This window comes from Halomonas campaniensis (assembly GCF_014193375.1).
In the GTDB taxonomy this organism is placed as follows: Bacteria; Pseudomonadota; Gammaproteobacteria; order Pseudomonadales; family Halomonadaceae; genus Halomonas; species Halomonas campaniensis.
In genome coordinates this window covers 1-17504 of record NZ_JACHZF010000014.1, presented here as the reverse complement: position 1 = coordinate 17504, position 17504 = coordinate 1, and the positions used below count along the sequence as shown (strand labels likewise).

At 67.7% G+C, this 17504-nt stretch carries 20 protein-coding genes; 13 read left to right on the top strand and 7 right to left on the bottom strand.

The genetic code is table 11. The annotated features are described in order from the left end of the window. The first annotated feature begins 44 nt into the window (after window positions 1-44). Window positions 45-1982: an alkaline phosphatase D family protein gene (locus tag BDK63_RS10705; protein ID WP_246386037.1), complete on the top strand. Its 1938-nt coding sequence runs from the start codon at window positions 45-47 to the stop codon at window positions 1980-1982. On the opposite strand, the gene BDK63_RS10700 is transcribed toward BDK63_RS10705, so the two are convergent. Next, window positions 1967-2440, bottom strand: a complete 474-nt coding sequence (locus tag BDK63_RS10700; protein ID WP_183331745.1) for a phosphatidylglycerophosphatase A family protein — start codon at window positions 2438-2440, stop codon at window positions 1967-1969. The two genes, BDK63_RS10705 and BDK63_RS10700, sit on opposite strands and share 16 nt — an antisense overlap. After that, window positions 2440-3183, bottom strand: coding sequence for a tellurite resistance TerB family protein (locus tag BDK63_RS10695; protein ID WP_183331744.1), 744 nt, complete (start codon window positions 3181-3183; stop codon window positions 2440-2442). The genes BDK63_RS10700 and BDK63_RS10695 overlap by 1 nt, the downstream gene beginning before the upstream one ends. Window positions 3184-3344: 161 nt before the next feature. Between BDK63_RS10695 and BDK63_RS10690 the strand changes: the two genes are divergently transcribed. From BDK63_RS10690 to BDK63_RS10670, 5 genes are all read left to right on the top strand, one after another. Then, window positions 3345-4601, top strand: coding sequence for a threonine ammonia-lyase (locus BDK63_RS10690; protein ID WP_183331742.1), 1257 nt, complete (start codon window positions 3345-3347; stop codon window positions 4599-4601). 104 nt (window positions 4602-4705) lie between these two features. Then, complete coding sequence (locus tag BDK63_RS10685; protein ID WP_183331740.1) at window positions 4706-6439, top strand: isocitrate/isopropylmalate family dehydrogenase; 1734 nt, start codon at window positions 4706-4708, stop codon at window positions 6437-6439. 93 nt (window positions 6440-6532) lie between these two features. After that, on the top strand, window positions 6533-6844 hold the full coding sequence (locus tag BDK63_RS10680; protein ID WP_183331738.1) for a monooxygenase: 312 nt from the start codon (window positions 6533-6535) through the stop codon (window positions 6842-6844). A 168-nt stretch (window positions 6845-7012) separates the two neighbouring features. Then, window positions 7013-7537 (top strand): S-ribosylhomocysteine lyase, encoded by a 525-nt coding sequence (gene luxS / locus BDK63_RS10675; RefSeq protein ID WP_183331736.1) that lies wholly within the window; start codon window positions 7013-7015, stop codon window positions 7535-7537. Between the two features lie 37 nt (window positions 7538-7574). Further along, complete coding sequence (locus BDK63_RS10670) at window positions 7575-9272, top strand: ExeM/NucH family extracellular endonuclease (RefSeq protein ID WP_183331734.1); 1698 nt, start codon at window positions 7575-7577, stop codon at window positions 9270-9272. 203 nt (window positions 9273-9475) lie between these two features. Here the strand turns inward: BDK63_RS10670 and BDK63_RS10665 are convergent, their stop codons facing one another. Further along, window positions 9476-9748 carry an EF-hand domain-containing protein gene (locus tag BDK63_RS10665; RefSeq protein ID WP_183331918.1) on the bottom strand — a complete coding sequence of 91 codons (273 nt, stop codon included), beginning with the start codon at window positions 9746-9748 and terminating at the stop codon, window positions 9476-9478. Between the two features lie 163 nt (window positions 9749-9911). On the opposite strand from BDK63_RS10665, the gene BDK63_RS10660 reads away from it, so the two are divergent. Together BDK63_RS10660 and BDK63_RS10655 are read left to right on the top strand one after the other, a co-directional pair. After that, a complete protein-coding gene (locus tag BDK63_RS10660) occupies window positions 9912-10841 on the top strand; it encodes a LysR family transcriptional regulator (protein WP_183331732.1) in 930 nt (309 codons plus the stop codon). A 42-nt stretch (window positions 10842-10883) separates the two neighbouring features. After that, entirely contained in the window at window positions 10884-11573 is a 690-nt protein-coding gene (locus BDK63_RS10655; protein WP_183331730.1) for a pirin family protein, read from the top strand. 22 nt (window positions 11574-11595) lie between these two features. Here the strand turns inward: BDK63_RS10655 and BDK63_RS10650 are convergent, their stop codons facing one another. Further along, on the bottom strand, window positions 11596-12156 hold the full coding sequence (locus tag BDK63_RS10650) for a cysteine hydrolase family protein (RefSeq protein WP_183331728.1): 561 nt from the start codon (window positions 12154-12156) through the stop codon (window positions 11596-11598). A 77-nt stretch (window positions 12157-12233) separates the two neighbouring features. Between BDK63_RS10650 and BDK63_RS10645 the strand changes: the two genes are divergently transcribed. Continuing rightward, entirely contained in the window at window positions 12234-13196 is a 963-nt protein-coding gene (locus BDK63_RS10645; protein WP_183331725.1) for a GlxA family transcriptional regulator, read from the top strand. A 101-nt stretch (window positions 13197-13297) separates the two neighbouring features. Then, window positions 13298-13816: a DUF4124 domain-containing protein gene (locus tag BDK63_RS18785; protein ID WP_425485954.1), complete on the top strand. Its 519-nt coding sequence runs from the start codon at window positions 13298-13300 to the stop codon at window positions 13814-13816. A gap of 59 nt (window positions 13817-13875) precedes the next feature. Here the strand turns inward: BDK63_RS18785 and BDK63_RS10640 are convergent, their stop codons facing one another. Continuing rightward, on the bottom strand, window positions 13876-14328 hold the full coding sequence (locus tag BDK63_RS10640) for an META domain-containing protein (protein ID WP_183331723.1): 453 nt from the start codon (window positions 14326-14328) through the stop codon (window positions 13876-13878). A 79-nt stretch (window positions 14329-14407) separates the two neighbouring features. Further along, window positions 14408-14764 carry an SOS response-associated peptidase family protein gene (locus BDK63_RS10635; protein ID WP_183331721.1) on the bottom strand — a complete coding sequence of 119 codons (357 nt, stop codon included), beginning with the start codon at window positions 14762-14764 and terminating at the stop codon, window positions 14408-14410. A gap of 41 nt (window positions 14765-14805) precedes the next feature. Between BDK63_RS10635 and istA the strand changes: the two genes are divergently transcribed. Together istA and istB are read left to right on the top strand one after the other, a co-directional pair. Further along, window positions 14806-15987 carry an IS21 family transposase gene (istA, locus tag BDK63_RS10630; RefSeq protein WP_183331719.1) on the top strand — a complete coding sequence of 394 codons (1182 nt, stop codon included), beginning with the start codon at window positions 14806-14808 and terminating at the stop codon, window positions 15985-15987. Continuing rightward, complete coding sequence (gene istB, locus BDK63_RS10625; protein WP_183331716.1) at window positions 15984-16790, top strand: IS21-like element helper ATPase IstB; 807 nt, start codon at window positions 15984-15986, stop codon at window positions 16788-16790. The genes istA and istB overlap by 4 nt, the downstream gene beginning before the upstream one ends. Here the strand turns inward: istB and BDK63_RS10620 are convergent. Further along, complete coding sequence (locus BDK63_RS10620) at window positions 16672-17211, bottom strand: SOS response-associated peptidase (RefSeq protein WP_183331714.1); 540 nt, start codon at window positions 17209-17211, stop codon at window positions 16672-16674. The two genes, istB and BDK63_RS10620, sit on opposite strands and share 119 nt — an antisense overlap. A 144-nt stretch (window positions 17212-17355) precedes the next feature. On the opposite strand from BDK63_RS10620, the gene BDK63_RS10615 reads away from it, so the two are divergent. Beyond that, window positions 17356-17504, top strand: a 149-nt coding sequence (locus tag BDK63_RS10615) for a transposase (protein ID WP_183331712.1), incomplete at its 3' end; no start/stop codon positions are given.

Genomic DNA, 17504 nt, shown 5'->3' with positions numbered 1-17504 from the left:
GACGCGGCACCGGTCGGTCTCGGGGTGACCCCAGGAGTGCACGGATGACCCCGCCCATGGATGACGCCCCCCTGCCCGACGTGCTGGCCGGCCCGCTCCTCAGGCGCCTGACGCCCGATCGCCTGGTGATATGGCTGGCCGCCACCCGCCCCCTCGAGCTGACCCTTGCCCTCACTCCGGCGGGCGAGGCGACCCGGCGGCGGCCCATCGAGGCGCAGCACTGCCGGCGCCTGCCCGTCGGGCGCCACGCCTGGCTGCACCTGATCGACCTGCCGCTGGACACGCCGCTGCCCCGGGATACCCTGATCACCTACGACCTCTGCCTTCGGGACGCCGGCCAGGCGCGGGGCATCGCCGACTGGGGGCCCCACCTGCTCGATACCGACGGCGAGCTGCCCGGCTTCGTCCTGAGCAGCCGCCATCACCGCCTGCTCCATGGCTCCTGCCGCAAGCCCCACCACGATGGCCCCGACGGCCTGGTGCGCGCAGAAGCCTGGCTGGCGGAACGGCGCCACCGGCCCGACGAGCGCCCCGCCTGGCTGCTGATGACCGGCGACCAGGTCTACGCCGACGACGTCGCCGGCCCCATGCTGGTGGCCATCCATGCGCTGATACAGCGCCTGGGGCTGTTCGACGAACCGCTGGAGGGTGCCGTGGTGGTCGACAGCCGCGCCCTTCACGGCGAGGCCGCCCACTACTACGACCGCGAGTCGCTGCTGCCCGACGTGGAGAGCAGCGAGAACCTGCGCGAGCGCTTCTTCGGAGGGGTGCGCAAGCCGGTATTCACCTCGGCCAACGCCCACAACCACCTGGCCACCCTGGCCGAGATGGTGGCCATGTACCTGCTGGCCTGGTCACCGACGCCATGGCAGCTGATCGAGATCGAAGCGCCCCCGCTGGCGGAGAAGCACCGCGTGCTGTTTCGTCGGCAGCAGGCCGTCATCGAGTCTTTCGTGGAGGGCCTGCCGGCCTGTGCGCGGCTGCTGGCGCGCCTGCCGACGCTAATGATCTTCGACGACCACGATGTCACCGACGACTGGAACCTCACCGCCGACTGGGAGAGCACCGCCTATGGCCATCCCTTCTCCCGGCGCATCATCGGCAACGCTCTGGTCGGCTACCTGCTCTGCCAGGGCTGGGGCAACGACCCGGACCGCCTGGCCGAGCCGCTGAACGAATGTGCCCGCCTGCTGGAGGCCGCCGCCGCGAACGACGGCTGGCTCGACGGCGAGGCCCTGGACACCCTGATCCGCCGCCTGCTGCGCTTCGAGGGCTGGGAGTACCAGGTACCCGGCGAGCCGCCGCTGGTGGTCCTCGATACCCGCACCCGGCGCTGGCGCAGCGAACGCAGCCCCAGGCGTCCCTCGGGGCTGATGGACTGGGAGGCATTGAGCGAACTTCAGCAGACGCTGCTCGATCACCGCTCGGTGATCATCGTCTCGCCGGCGCCGATGTTCGGCGTCAAGCTGATCGAGGTGGTGCAGAAGCTGTTCACCCTGGCCGGCAAGCCGCTGATGGTGGATGCCGAGAACTGGATGGCCCACCGCGGCGCGGCCAGCGTGCTGCTCAACATCTTCCGCCACTCGCGCACCCCGGGGAACTACGTGGTCCTCTCCGGCGACGTGCACTACTCCTTTGCCTACGACATCCGCGTCCGCCATCGCCGGCAGGGGCCGCACCTGTGGCAGATCACCTCCAGCGGCATCAAGAACACCTTCCCCGACTCCCTGCTCGACTGGTTCGACCGGCTGAACCGCTGGCTCTATGCCCCCCGCTCGCCGCTCAACTGGCTCACCCAGCGCCGGCGCCTGGCCATCACCCCGCGCGACCCGGATCGCGCCAGGGCCGGCGAGCGGCTATGGAACGGCTGCGGGATCGGCCTGGTGGACTTCGACGAGCAGGGCCGACCCCGCGAGATCCGCCAGCTCGACGCTCGCGGCTTCGACGTGCGCTTCCCGCCGACGACTCAGGACGACGCCTGACGCCGCCGCCACAGCGCCAGGCCGCCCGCCATCACCAGCCAGGTCATGGCCGCGGCCACGACGTCATCGAGCACGATGCCGGCACCGCCGGGCACCGCCTCGGCCAGGGTCACCGGCGGCGGCTTGGTGCTGTCGAAGACCCGATAGACCACGAAGGCAGAGGCCATCGCCCAGGGCGCTCGTGCCCCCGCCTGGCCCAGCACCGCCACCGGGAAGGCGACGATCTCGTCGAGCACGATGCGTCCGTCGTCCTTGGCGCCCAGCTGCGCCTCGGCCAGGTGGCAGACCGGCACCGCCGCCAGCAGCAGCGCCAGGGTGACGCCCGCCTGCACGCGGCGGGTGCGCCCCAGCAGCCACCAGGCCAGCGGCAGGCCGAGCAATGAACCCACCGTGCCCGAAGCCCAGGGCGAGAGCCCCAGGCCGAAGCCGGTGGCCAGCGTCATCAGTGCCGCTTCCATCAGCCGGCCTCGCGCGCCTGGTGCTCCAGCGCCGCGGTGACCTCGCCGGGCAGCGCCAGGGCCTGGCCCAGCTGGTCGAGCCAGGCGCGCTCCATGGCATTCTGCTCGTCGACCACCGCCACGCTGATCAGGTACATCTCGCGGGCCGCCTGGGGCGAATCGACCCGGCGAGCCAGGGCCTCGGCATCCAGCGGAGCCGCCAGCTGGCGCTCCACCCAGGCGTGCAGCTCCTGGTCCGCACCCAGGGCATCGATCTGCTGGGTGATCAGCGCCCGCTCCTGGTCGTCGATATGGCCATCGGCACGGGCCGCCATGATCATCGCCTGCAGCAGCTCCAGACTACGCCGCTCGCGGGCCTCACCGCCCAGGCGCTCCACCGGCTCGCCCTCGGCGGGCGACTCGCCGCCCGGCCCGCGCGAGTTCTGCCAGGCCTTCCAGGCCAGCATCCCCACCCCGGCGATGGCGCCGTACTTGAGCGCCTTGCCGCCCAGCTTGCGGCCGCGCTTGGAGCCGACCAGCAGCCCCAGGGCGCCGCCGCCCAGCAGGCTCTTGACGTCCAGCCCCGAGCCACCGCCCTGCCCGGCGGTGCCCCCCTCGCCGCTACCGCCCAGCTGGCGCGAGAGCCCGTCCAGCATGCCCTTGATATCCAGGCCCGAACCGCCCTGGCTCCCGCTGCCGCCCTGACGGCCCGACTGGCCACCGGCCTGCTGCATCAGCTGTTCCAGTATCCTGCTGGCATTCATCGCATGCTCCTCGTGGGTATCACCATGGAAGGGGTGCCTGGATGGACTCTATCCCAGCCGCCGGGGTTCGGTAAGCGTTTCCCTCGCGGGCGGCGCCGGCTTCGACAAGCGTATCGCGGCGACGCATCATGGAGGGCTCAGCCAACCCGGAGCCGCCCACCATGACCGTGACCCTCGACGACGTGCGCCAGGCCGCCGCCCGCATCCGGGGCAGCGTGGAGCGCACCCCCTGCCTGCGCTCGCACACCCTCTCCCAGCTCACCGGCTGCGAGCTCTACATCAAGTTCGAGAACCACCAGTTCACCGCCGCCTTCAAGGAGCGCGGCGCCCTCAACCACCTGCTCTCGCTCAGCGCCGAGGAGCGGGCCCGCGGCGTGATCGCCATGTCTGCCGGCAACCATGCCCAGGCGGTGGCCTACCACGCCTCCCGGCTGGGCATTCACGCCACCATCGTCATGCCGCGCCACACCCCCAACCTCAAGGTGCGCAACACCCGCAACTTCGGCGCCGAGGTGCACCTGGAGGGCAACGGGGTCGCCGAGGCCGGCGACTATGCCCGGCGCCTGGCCGAGGAGCGCGACCTGGTGTTCGTGCACCCCTACGACGACGAACGGATCATCGCCGGGCAGGGGACCATCGCCCTGGAGATGCTCGACGAGGTGCCCGACCTGGAGTGCCTGGTGATCCCCATCGGCGGCGGCGGGCTGATCGGCGGCAACGCCGTGGCCGCCAAGGCGCTCAACCCCGCCATCGAGGTGATCGGCGTGCAGAGCGCACGCTTCCCGGCCATGAAGCAGGCACTGGCCGGAGAGACGATCCACTGCGGCCTGGCCACCCTGGCCGAGGGCATCGCCGTCAAGCAGCCGGGCCGGCTGACCCTGCCCATCGTCCGCGAACTGGTCAGCGATATCCGCCTGGTCGACGAGGCCGAGATCGAGCGCGCCATCCTGCTGCTGCTGGAGATCGAGAAGAGCGTGGCCGAGGGCGCCGGCGCCGCGGGGCTGGCCGCCGTGCTGGCCGAGCCGGAGCGCTATCGCGGCCGCAAGGTGGGGCTGATCCTGTGCGGCGGCAACATCGACATGCTGGCGCTCTCCTCGGTGATCCAGCGTGGCCTGGTGCGCACCGGGCGCATCGTGCGGGTCCGCGTGGCGATCCCCGACGTGCCCGGCTCGCTGGCCGAGCTGACCCGCCTGCTCGCCGAGCAGCGCGCCAATGTCATCCAGATCGCCCACCAGCGCACCTTCACCGACCTCTCGCTGCGCGCCACCGAGGTCGAGGCCACCCTGGAGACCCTGGGCAGCGACCACACCCGGGAGGTGATCGAGGCGCTGCGCGCCGAGGGCTACGACCCGGTGCTGCCGGCCAACGAGGTGCATCCCGACGAGCGCTGGGCGGCCGATCCGGAGGGGCACGGGTAGCACGGCCTACGCCCTTGGCCGCCTGGCGGGAGCCCGGCGGCAGGCGTACCCTGTGCGCATTCTCACAGCGCAGCGGTTTCCATCATCTCAAAAAGGGAAGAGTGATGAGCAGCAAGATCAGAGTCGACGCCCCCCTCGTCATCCTGCACGGCGACGAGATGGCCCAGGTGGCCTTCGAGAGAATCCTAGACACCTTCGTGACCTCCCGACTGGAGATGCCGCTGGTGGAGATCGACCTCTCGGCCGAGAACCGCCTGGTCACCAACGGTCAGGTGATCGTCGACGCCGTCGAGGCGCTGAAGACCCACGGCGTGGGAATCAAGAACGCCGGCATGACGGTCAACCGCACCCAACTCGGTGAGTTGCTCGCCAAGCACCCCGAGATCGACGGCACCCGCCTGCATGCGCTGGCCACCAAGTCGCCCAACGGGGCCATCCGCAAGGGCATCGGCGGCAACATCACCCGCGAGGACATCGAGTTTCGCAACCTCAAGGTCTCGCGCCCCGAATGGATCGACCGCGACATCGAGGTCGACACCATGGAGGCCGGCGGCATCAAGGACAGCTTCAACGAGCTCTCCCGTGCCACCGGCGTGGTCAAGCTGATGTTCGTGGGGGCCAGCGGCGACCCGATGGAGCTGCACCGCCGCGAGGTCAACAAGGGCGACCCCTGGCTGCTGGCCACCAACGACGTGGACGACGTCAGGGCCTGGGCCCACCGCTTCTTCCAGCGCTCCATCGGCGAGAAGCGCGATATCTACCTGGGCCTCAAGGACACCGTGATCGCCGGCTACGACGGCGTGATGCGAGCCGCCATCGAGGAGATCTTTGATCGCGACTACCGCGAGCAGGTCGAAGCGCTGGGGCTCTCCTATCACTACGAGCTGATCGATGCCCAGGCCGCACGCATCGTCGCCAACCCACCGAAGCGCGCGCTGTGGGGCGTGCCGGACAACACCACCGGCCGCAAGCTCTACAAGCTGGTGGAGGAGCTCAAGCGCTACGGCATTCCCGACCGCAAGGCCCAGGTCTCCATCTCGCGCATGAGCGCCGGCGGCGGCGACCAGTACGGCAGCTTCAACGCGCCCGCCGCGGAAGACGGCATCCTCAAGGTGATCGTCGACGGCGAGGAGAAGCACGCGCGGCGGGTCAGGAAGGGCGACGCCATCCTGCTGATGTCCAACGACCAGGCGGCGATCAAGGACTGGGTGCTGCAGGTCTTCCGCGACGCCTCACGCAAGGGCAAGGAAGTCTACTTCGGCCTCAAGCGCGAGTACATGGAGTACGACGAGGTGTTCAGCACGGCGATCACCGACGTGCGCCGCGAGCTCGCCGAGGCCGGCACCCCGCCGCCGTCGTTCATGATCATGCGGCCCTCCAGCCAGCTGATCAAGATGATCACCGACCCGCCCCGCAACGCCCTCTATCCGGCGCAGAACCTGGACGGCGACATCTTCTCGGACATCTCCGCCGCGCTGGGCGGCAGCCTGGCCACCGCCAGCTCGATCATCGAGAGCAAGGACGGCACCATGCTGTTCGAGGCGCCCCACGGCACCGCCCACGACCTCTACCTGAAGTACCTCGAGACCGACGGCAAGGAGGCCCACTTCAACTCCTCCGCCCTGCTCTTCGCCGTGGCCAATGCCCTGGAGACCCTGGGCGAGCGCGGGGAGAACGCCGCCCTGGTCGACTATGCCCACCGCCTCAAGGCGGCGCTGATCGATACCGTGGATGCCGGGATCATCACCGGCGACCTCAAGGGCAAGACCACCGACCCTGCCGCGGAGACCATCGTCGACATGCAGGGCTTCCTCGACGCCGTGGCCAGCCGGTTGTAGCCCCCACCGCCACCGGTCGGGGCGAGGGCCCGCCGCTGTGCAGGCCCCACGCCCCGACTTCATGCAGTGCCACTCCACCACAAGGAGGCCCCCATGGCCGTGATTCTGCAGGTACATTTCCCCTTCGAAGGCCCCTTCGGCGAAGCCATGGTGGAGGCCATGACCCCGTTGGCCCGATCCATCAACGATGAACCCGGCCTGCTGTGGAAGATCTGGACGGAAGACGAGGCAGGCAAGCGCGCCGGCGGCGTCTACCTGTTTGCCACCCGCGAGGACGCCGAGGCCTACCGGCAGATGCACACCGCCCGCCTAGAAGGCATGGGTGTGACCGGCATCGAGGCGCAGATCCTCGAAGCCAACGAGGCCCTCTCGGCAATCAACGGCAGGCCGCTGGCGCGGGAGTGAGGCGCGCCATGAGGTGATCCGGGACGCTCGCTTTCCTACCCGGTGATTGCCACGGCGAGATGCCCCTCGCTTCCGGTTGGCGGACAGGTGCCGTGGCGAGATACCATGCCCGCAGCGCGAGCCACCAACGCCGACGCGCCCCTCAACTCATCACCGGCAGGAGTCGACATGCCCCTACTCGACAGCTTTACCGTGGACCACACCATCATGACTGCCCCGGCGGTGCGCGTCGCCAAGACCATGCGCTCCCCCTCGGGTGACACCATCACCGTCTTCGACCTGCGCTTCAACAAGCCCAACGAGGACATGATGGGCGAAAAGGGCATTCACACCCTGGAGCACCTGTTTGCCGGCTTCATGCGCCAGCACCTGAACGGCGACAGCGTCGAGATCATCGACATCTCGCCCATGGGCTGCCGCACCGGCTTCTACATGAGCCTGCTGGGCAGCCCGAGCGAGCAGCGCGTCGCCGACGCCTGGCTCGCCGCCATGCGCGACGTGCTCGACGTCAAGCGCATGGAGGACATTCCGGAGCTCAACGAGTACCAGTGCGGCACCTTCCAGATGCACTCGCTGGAAGAGGCCCAGGAGATCGCCCGCGGCATCATCGCGCAGGGCGTGGGCGTCAACCGCAACGATGACCTGGCCCTGAGCCCCGACAAGCTCAAGTCCCTGGGCAACGATCTCGCCTGAGCGCCACCCCGCGAGCGACGCCCACTGACGCCATCCCATGGCAGCTCCCCGTGCCCTGACCACCCTCGCCGCCGGCCTGCTGGCCCTGCTGCTGACAGCCGCGCCGGCGGCGGCCAGCTGCCCCGCCCCCTCAAGCGCCGACCTGGCCGCCATCAAGGGCGTGGGCGGCGCCCCGGCCCTGCCCCAAGGCCAGGCGGTGGTGGCCGAGGGCGTTGTGACCGGCGCCTTCCTGGGCCGCGAGCGACTCGATGGCTTCTACCTGCAGCAGGACACCGAGCAGGGCCCCGTGGGGTTGTTCGTCTACATGCCCGCAGCCACCGAGCGCGACATCGCGCGCATCGTCCCGGGCCGCCACGTCCAGCTCCACGCCCGCACCGGCGAGCACCGCGGCCAGGTCCAGCTGCAGCGGGTCGATCGCTATGCGATCTGCGCCCGCGACCGGTTGCCGGCACCCGAGTCGCTGGCGTGGCCCCTCGACGAGGAAGCGCTCTCCCGCCTGGAGGGGCGGCTAGTGAGCTTCCCCCAGCCGCTCACCGTCACCGGCAATGACGAGCTCGCCCGCTACGGCGCCCTGAGGCTCGCCAATGAGCGCCTCTTCCGGCCCACCAACGCGCCCGGCAACGACCAGCAGCGCGCCGTCCTGAGGCTGGACGACGGCAGCTACCGGACCTTTCCAAGCCCGATTCCCTACCTGAGCGACGAAGGCACGCGACGCGTCGGCAGCCGGGTCGCGGGGCTGACCGGGGTGCTCACCCGCGCCTTCGACGCCCACCGCCTGCACCCGACCCAGACGCCTCGCTTTCAGGAGACGAACCCACGCCCGGCACCGCTTGACGAGCCGGGGGAGCGGCTACGGGTGGCGACCTTCAACGTCGAGAACTACTTCACCACCCTGGGCCAGCGCGGCGCGGAAAACACCGACGCACTGGAGCGCCAGCGGGCCAAGCTCGCCGCCGCGGTGGCGGGCCTGAATGCCGATATCCTGGCGCTGGTGGAGGTGGAGAACGCCCCCGGGGCGCTCGCCGACCTGGTCGAGCAGCTGAGCCGGCGCACCGGGGTGCGCTATCGCGCGGTGGGCGGCCGCGCCGATCGCGGCGCCGATGCCATCAAGGTCGCCTTGCTCTACCGGCCGGACCGGGTGGCGGCCGTGAGCGAGCTCCATGCCGACGGCGACCGCGTCCACCATCGCCCGCCCCTGGCGGCCTTCTTTCGCAGCGTGGAAGGCGGCCCCGCCTTCGGCGTGGTGACCGCCCACTTCAAGTCCAAGACCGGCTGCCCCGCCCGGGGCGACATCGACCGCGGCGATATCGATCAGGGCCAAGGCTGCTGGAACGAGCGCCGGGTGGCCCAGGCCCGGGCCGTGACCGCCTTCCTCGAGCGCCTCGCCGCCGAGGGAAGCGATCGGCTGCTGCTGATCGGCGACCTCAATGCCTATGGCGCCGAGGACCCGATCCGCACGCTGACCGAGGCGGGCCTGGTCGACCTGCTGGCCCGGGAGCTGCCCCCCGAACGCCGCTACAGCTATGTGTTCCGCGGCGAGTCAGGCTACCTGGACCACGCCCTGGCGAGCCCCGCGCTGGCCGCGGCCGTGGCGGCGGTGCACCCCTGGCCCATCAATGCCGACGAGCCCCGCTTCCTCGGCTACGATGGCCCGGAGAGTGCCGCGCGCCTCTTCCGCCCCGACCCCTTCCGCTCCTCGGACCATGACCCGGTGGTGGTGGATCTCTCGCCCTAGGCGATGTATCTCCCGTCACCCGGCGATGGGGGCAGCGGCAGCGCTGGCCAGCGGATCAGACGCGATGCGTATCGCCTGTGACGCCAGGTCAGGCTGGCCTCCCTGCACGAACACGGGAAGAAAGGCCGGCGCCCTTCTCCCCGTGTGACTGTCGCTCTGGCGTGACGGCCCTGAGCGCGATCCCTGTTAGCTGAACAGCGGGATCAACGCGGACGGTAGTTGAACTCCTTGAGCGAGATTACGCCGTCATGGTTGCGATCCAGATAGAGGAAATTGGCCGGCAGAGTGCCTGCCTCCGCCTCTTCCGGGGAAATGACCCCATCGCCGTTCCTGTCCAGGGCCTCGAAGCTGTTCTGCCCCGTGCTGGCCGAAGCGGGAGTGATCGGCTGGTTGAAATCAGCGGAGCCCCTTTCGGCAAGGGCGATGCCTGAAACGAGGGAAAGGGCGATGAAAAGTGCGGCTTTCTGGTTTTTCATGAATCAGTCCTGGGTTGGTCAATGTGGAGCGAGCCATCGGTGTGAAGGCATGCGTTGCATTATAAGGACGCTCCAATCATTTAGTAGCAGGCTAATTTTTAACTTTGCGTTTCCCTGAGGAAACGATTAGGGTCCTTTCCTCGGCTCTGGAGACCCTCGCGCCATGCACGACCTGAACGACTACTTCTACTTTCATGCGGTAGTGACTCACCGAGGCTTCTCTGCCGCCTCCCGGCACATCGGCGTCCCCAAGGGGACGCTCAGCAAGCGGGTGACAAGACTGGAAGAACGGCTCCAGCTGAGGCTGCTGGAACGTTCTACCCGCAAGGTCCGTCCCACTGAGGTGGGCCAGGCGTTCTACGAGCATTGTGAAACCATGCTGGCGGGCGTGGAGGCGGCGGAGACCGTGGCGGCCCAGGCGCAGGCCGAGCCGAACGGTATCGTTCGCCTCAGCTGTCCCCAGGGCCTGATTCACAACCTGATCAGGGATATCCTGCCCGCCTTCATGAAGCGGTATCCCAGGGTGAGGGTCCATATGCAGGTCTTCGAACGCCGCGCCGACCTGATCGAGGACCGCCTGGACATCGCCATCCGGGTACGCACCCGCCCGGACATGGCCGATGCCTCCCTGGTGATGCGCCCGCTGGGGCAGAGCCAGCTGGTGCTTGCGGCAAGCCCCGCCATGCAGGCCGAGCATGAACTCCCCACCACCATCGACCAGCTGACCGAGGTGCCGGCCCTCTCCATGGCCGAGGAGTCGGATATGGCCCACTGGGAGTTGCACGGACCCGATGACGAGACCCGAATCTTCGATCTGCGTCCGAGACTGATGTGCAGCAATTTCGATATGCTGCTGGCCGCAGCCCGCGAGGGGCTCGGAGTGGCGCTGCTGCCCAACAACATCTGCCAACCGGGTCTGGACTCGGGTGAGCTGATTCGCGTGCTGCCGGAGTGGCGCACGCCCTACGGGACCATCCAGGCGGTCTTCGCCTCTCGCCGGGGGCTGGTCCCCGCGGTCAGGGCGCTGATCGACTTTCTTGCCGAGGCGATACCCTGCAAGCTATCCATGAACGAGCAATCTGCCGCCGGTTGACTGTTCGCCGGATGATGGCCAACCCCCTGGAGGAAGATTCCGATGATCATTCGTCATGCCAACGAGCGCGGCTACGCCGACCACGGCTGGCTGAAATCTCGCCACACCTTCTCGTTTGCCGACTACTTCGACCCCAACCACATGGGCTTTCGCAAGCTGCGCGTGATCAACGAGGATCGCGTGCAGGGCGGCCAGGGGTTCGGCGCCCACTCCCACCGGGACATGGAGATCCTCTCCTACGTGCTGGAAGGGGAAATGGCCCACAAGGACAGCATGGGCAACGGCGCCATCATGCGACCGGGCGACGTGCAGCGCATGTCGGCCGGCACCGGGGTGATGCACAGCGAGTTCAACAATGCCCCCGACCGGGAGCTGCACTTCCTGCAGATCTGGATCGAACCCGAGCGTCGAGGCATCGCCCCCGGCTACGAGCAGAAGGCCTTTCCCGCCGAGCAGCGCCAGGGCGAGTGGCGGCTGGTGGTCTCCCGGCAGGGGCGCGACGGCTCGGTGAGCGTCAACCAGGACGTCAACCTCTACGTCGGGCGGTTCGATGCCGGCGAGCGGGCACCGACCCCGGAGGTGCGCCATGCCTGGCTGCACGTGGTACGCGGCGAAGCGGAGATCAACGGGCAGCGGCTCGCGGCCGGTGACGCCGCCGCCTTCCAGCCGGGGGAAACCATCGAGGCGGTCGGGACGAAGGATGCGGAGCTCCTGCTCTTCGACCTCGCCTGAGCGGCATTCCCCCCTATGGCGATCAGCCCTGCTGCTTCAGCCAGGCGGCGGTATCGGTGACCTCGGCATAGGCGAAGCCGAGCCCGGCCATGAAGGCCGCGTGCACCTGGGCGGCCGGCACCGTCTCGCCATTGAACACCTGGTCGTGGGTGGCGCAGGCGTCCTGCAGCACCGTGACCCCATAGCCCAGGTCGGCGGCGGCACGGGTGGCGGCATCGATGCACATGTGGCTCATGGCCCCGACCACCACCAACTGCTCGATGCCCTGCTCCTGAAGGTGCTCGTGCAGCGTGGTATTCAGGAAGGCGTTGACGCTGTTCTTGAGGATCACCGCCTCACTTCCGGATTCCTGCGGCGCCATGGAGGCGTGGATGCGCGCCCCCTCGCTGCCGGGCACGAAGAACGGCGCCTCGTCTGAGGGGAACTCGTGGCGAATGTGCACGATGGGCAGCGACTGCTCGCGGAAGTGGGCGAGCACGCCGGCGGCGTTGTCGGCGGCCTGTTCGATACCCACCAGCGGCCACTTGCCGGCCGGGAAGTAGTCGTTCTGCAGATCCACGATGATCAGGGCGGTATGGCTCATGAGGCGCTTCTCCTTGGAAGATGGAGTCAGCATCATGGCAGGCCCTGGCCATGAGGTCGGGTGGCAGGAGTGACACAATGCAGGCAATAAATGACACGCGGCCCCGCCGCATCCGGATCGCGATCCCGACCCTGCCGGGCAGCGCCCAATCGGCCGTGTATGGACTCCAGGACCTGTTCGGCACCGCCAACCGCATCCTGCAGGAGCTGCAGCCAGCGCCCGAGGCACTCTTTGCCGTGGAGCTGCTGCCGGCGGACAGCACGCCCACCGCGCCCCCCGAGATCGCCATCGTGCCGCCAATCCTGGAGGGCGACGCCTACCTGAGCGCCCAGCCCGAGCTCTGCCGGACGCTGCGTGAGTGGCACGCCGCTGGCACGGTGGTGTGCTCCGTCTGTGCCGGCGCCTTCCTGCTGGCCCAGGCCGGCCTGCTCGAGGGGCGCCGGGCCACCACCCACTGGCAGCTCGAGGCACAGTTCCGGGCCCACTACCCCCACCTCGCCCTGGATACCGATGCCCTGCTGGTGCCGGAGGCCGACCTGGTGACGGCAGGCGGCGTCATGGCCTGGATGGACCTCGGCCTGCACCTGGTCGCACGCCACGTGCCGCCCTCCGTGGTGCAGGCGCTGGGCCGCTTCCTGGTCATCGACACCGGCGAGCGCCAGCAGCGCTACTACCGTGCCTTCACCCCCGAGATGGCCCACGGCGACCGGGCGATCCTGCGGCTCCAGCACCACCTGCACGCGCATTTCACCCGCCGCCAGACCACTGCCGAGATGGCCACCACCGCGGGCCTCGGCGAGCGCACCCTGATGCGCCGCTTCCGCCAGGCCACCGGATTCGGCCCCGGCGAGTACCTGCAGCAGCTGCGGCTGCAGCGCGCCAGGGAGCTGCTGGAGAACCGCCGGGACAGCGTGGAGCAGGTCGCCCTGGCCGTGGGCTACGAGGACACCAGCGCGTTTCGCAAGATGTTCATCAAGCACACGGGGCTGACGCCGGGACAGCACCGCGCCCGATTCGGGAAAAGCGGGACGGGGGAATAGCGGGAAAGCGAGTGGAAATCTGGGGGCGTCATCGGCTTTCATGGAATGTTACAGGATGTGTGCTAAATTGATTTAGCAAATTGTGCCCCGAGGGATCAAGGATGATCAGGTCAGTACTTCTCACTGCCATACTTCTTCTGCCACTGACCGCCGAGGCGCAGGTCTATCGGTGTGAAGTGGATGGCCGTACCACCTTTCAGGACGCCCCATGCGGTGACGGTACCGGCTCGGTAAGACGTGACTCACTATCGACCTACCAGGCCCCGCCGAGTCACCAGCGCCCCCTGCAACGTTCCCGGCCCCCGAGGTCCAGCCCACAATCCCCTGCCCGCGCGCCCCAACAGCAGCGACTCCCCAACGCACCAGAAGTCGGTTACATCGACCGTGCCGACCAGCGCAACAACATCACAAGGGCACGCGCCCGTGGCTTGCTGGCGATTGGAATGACAGAGGCTCAAACCATCCAGGTCCTGGGGCATCCGCATAACCACAACACCCAGCGATTCAACAACAAGACATGCAAGACCTATTTCTGGACCAACCCGAGGTTCTCACCGGGAAGGCATGTGGCCACCCTTTGCGATGGCGAGGTTGTTCGTTACTCGGGGCCCAGGCGATAGGGTAGGAATGGGACAATCGGGGTACGTCCCCGATCGCCCAGTGACTGACTGGTTTCCGCTCAGTAGAGGTGCACCGCCTCGAAGCGGGCACGTACCTCGCCCTCTCCGTCGACGAGGGTCAGGGTTTCGCCTTCAACTTGCCAACTGGCCACGGCGTCAAGGGCATCGAGAAATTCTCGCTCTAGCCCCATCACTTCACCAGGACAAGCCATCATGGTGGTGGCCACCTGGCCAAAACGTAACCGGTCGCCGTCACGCTCATACTCGCCCATCATGCGGTTGCAGCCGGTGGAGCCTGCCAGGCGGCTGTCCTCGGCATGCAGTACCAGATGCGCCTCGCGCGCCTCATCGACGACCACCGCCTTGTGCTCACCCACCGTCACCAATTTCCAGTAGGTATTCTCCAGGGTCTCGTTGACGGTAGCGCCGCCGTATGTCGTGTCATACCCGGCGCAGCCGGCCATTGCCAACATGCCGACCAACAACGCCGCAAGCGAATGCTTATGTTTCATCGGGGTCACTCCTTTGCCATCTGGGCAGATTGTAAACCGAAAGCGGCGGCTCCAACCCTGCCTGAGCCACAATGGCGCTTCAGCGCTGCGCCTCGATCAACGCCGGATCATCCTCCACCGGCTTGTTGACCCGGGTGCTTACCGGCCAGTGGGTCAGCTGGTCGTGCAAGAGGTGGTGGACCCGATGGCGAATCGCCTCGCGGTCGGCCAGGTCGGGATCGAGCCAGGGCTCCAGACTCTGCTGATCCAGGATAAGCGGCATGCGTGGGTGGATCGCCTTGGCGACGCCGCGAGCGGGCTCGGTGAGGATCGCGCAGCCAGGCTTGCCGTCCGGGCGCTGCATCCAGATGCCGGCAAACCATAGCGGCTCGCCGTTGTCGACGCCGGAGCTATAAGTCCGTAAATCATCAAAACAGATTGTCCCCCCGACCCGCATGACCTTTCCTTGCTGGTGACCAAACCTGTAAGGACCGCGCCATGCTGAGCCGAGAGGACTTTCTCATGATAAGGCAACTTCACCAGCGAGGCGCCCACCTCGTGGACATTGCACATCAGATCGGCTGTTCCGAACGCACTGTGCGCCGCCATCTGGCCCGCGAGGAGGCTCCCACTGGGCGCCCGGCGAGGCCGCGCGGCAGCAAGCTGGATCCCTACAAGCCGATCATCGATCAGCTGCTGGCGGACAATGTCTGGAACGCCGAGGTGATCTTCCAGCTGATCCGCGAGCAGGGCTATACCGGCGGTGTCACCATCGTGCGGATGTACATCCAGCCCAAGCGGGCCCTGCGGCCAAGCAAGCAGACGGTGCGTTTCGAGACTCAGCCCGGCTTCCAACTCCAGCACGATTGGGGCGAGATCGAAACGGTCATCGCCGGCCAGCGCTGCAAGGTTAATTTCGCCGTCAACACGCTGGGCTATTCGCGGCGGTTCCATGCCTGGGCCGCTCCCAGTCAGGATGCCGAGCACACCTACGAGGCGCTGGTGCAGGCCTTCCGCCACTTCGGCGGCGTGCCGCGCACGGTGCTAGTCGACAATCAGAAGGCGGCGGTGCTGAAGCATGGACGCGACCACCGCGTCATCTTCAATGCCGGCTTCCTGCAACTGGCCAACCACTATGGCTTCGCCCCCAAGGCGTGCCGGCCGCAGCGCCCGCGCACCAAGGGCAAGACCGAGCGCATGGTGGGCTACGTAAAGCAGCACTTCTTCCAGCGCTACCGGCAGTTCGAGAGCTATGCCCACCTGAACCAGCTGCTCCTGCTGTGGCTTGCGCGGGTGGCCGATCAGCGACCGCTGAGGCAGTTCCGCCAGACCCCGGCCGAGCGCTTCTCCGCCGAGGCGAAGGCCCTCCAGTCACTGCCCGCCACCGACTTCGATACGCGTTACCACGACCTTCGCCAGGTCGGCTGGGATGGCTACATCGAGGTCCGTGGCAACCGCTACAGCGTTCCGGAAAGCTACTGTGGCCAGGCGGTGGTGATTCGGCTGAGCCTGGACGATGAGCTGACCGTCTATTCACCGGCCGGTGACGCCATCGCGCAGCACCGTCTGCAAGTGCCACAGGCCGGCTGGCGGACCGTCCCGGAGCACCATGCCGCCCTGTGGCAGCAGACCCTGTCGGTGCAGCAGCGTGACCTGCGGGTCTACGAGGAGGTGCTGTGATGGCCCTGGAACAGCTACTCAACCGCCTGAAGATGGACCACCTCCAGGCCTCGCTCGACAGCCTCTGCGAGCACGCCAGCAAGCAGGATCTGAACTACCGCGAGTTCCTCGAACAGGCCCTGCTACAGGAATGGGGCGGGCGCCACCAGAAGGGGCTGGAGTCCCGCCTGAAGCAGGCGCGGCTGCCGTGGATCAAGACCCTGGAGCAGTTCGACTTCAGCTTCCAGCCCAGCATCGACCATAAGATCGTGCGCGAGCTGGCCGGCCTGGGCTTCGTCGAGCGCGGAGAAAACGTCGTGCTGCTCGGCCCGCCCGGCGTCGGGAAGACACATCTGGCCGTCGCCTTGGCGGTGAAAGCCGCCGAGGCCGGCCACCGGGTGCTGTTCATGACCCTGGATCGCCTGGTCGGCACGCTGATGCGCGCTCGCCAGGAGAATCGTCTGGACCGGCAACTCCAGCAGCTGACCTATCCCAAGGTGCTGGTACTCGATGAGATGGGCTACCTGCCGATGACCCGCGAGGAGGCCAGCCTGTTCTTCCGCTTGATCAACCGGCGCTACGAGCGGGCCAGCACCATCCTCACCTCGAACAAGTCGTTCATGGACTGGGGTGAGATCTTCGGCGATCAGGTCATTGCCACGGCGATCCTGGATCGGCTGCTGCATCACTCGACCACGCTGAACATCAAAGGCGAGAGCTACCGGCTGAAGGACAAGCGTCGAGCCGGATTGGTGACCACACCGACAACGAAGGAGGACGAGACCTCACACGCCCCTGACCCTGTTCCGATGAGTGCAGACTGATGATCACCGGACAATCTGAATTGATGAAAACCGGACAACCTTCACTGACGTTGACACCGTCGCGGTGGGTCAGGTAGTGGGGTTGCTTGCGGCCGTCCACGGCCAGCCACTCGTACCAGCCGTCTGCCGGCACCAGGCAGCGGTGATGGGCGAAGGCACCGCGGAAGTAGGGCGAGGTGGCGACCTTCTCAACGGTGGCGTTGATGGGCTGCGGAGACCTTTCGTCGGCCCAGTGGGGCCGGTAGCCCCACCAGAGCTCATCGAGGCTCAGCTGGCCGCTGTCGTCATGCCGGCGCACCGCCGAAATCCAGGTGCCCGGCGATACGTTGAAGCGAGGCGTCAGCTCGCCCTCGGCCAGCGGCAGCTCGAGCGAGGCCGCCAGGCTGGGGAAGTCGCTGTAGAGGGCGAAGCGGCCGCACATGGAGCACCTCGTCAGCCAGAGGGTTGTTCAGCGGTCGCAGCAGCAGCACTTACCTGCCGATCCTGCCACTCGCCGCAGATCAGTCTGATCTTGCCCAGCAACAGTGGACACCCCGTTAAGGTAGTACACTCAACGAGGTGACCCATGGCCAAGCAAGCTACCCCGATGAAGAAGACCCGTGCCCGTTACTCCGACGCCTACCGCGAGGAAGCTCTTGCCCTCGCTGACCGAGTGGGCACTGCCGCTGCCGCGCGTGAGCTGGGCCTGCAGCCCAGCCAACTCTACCAGTGGCG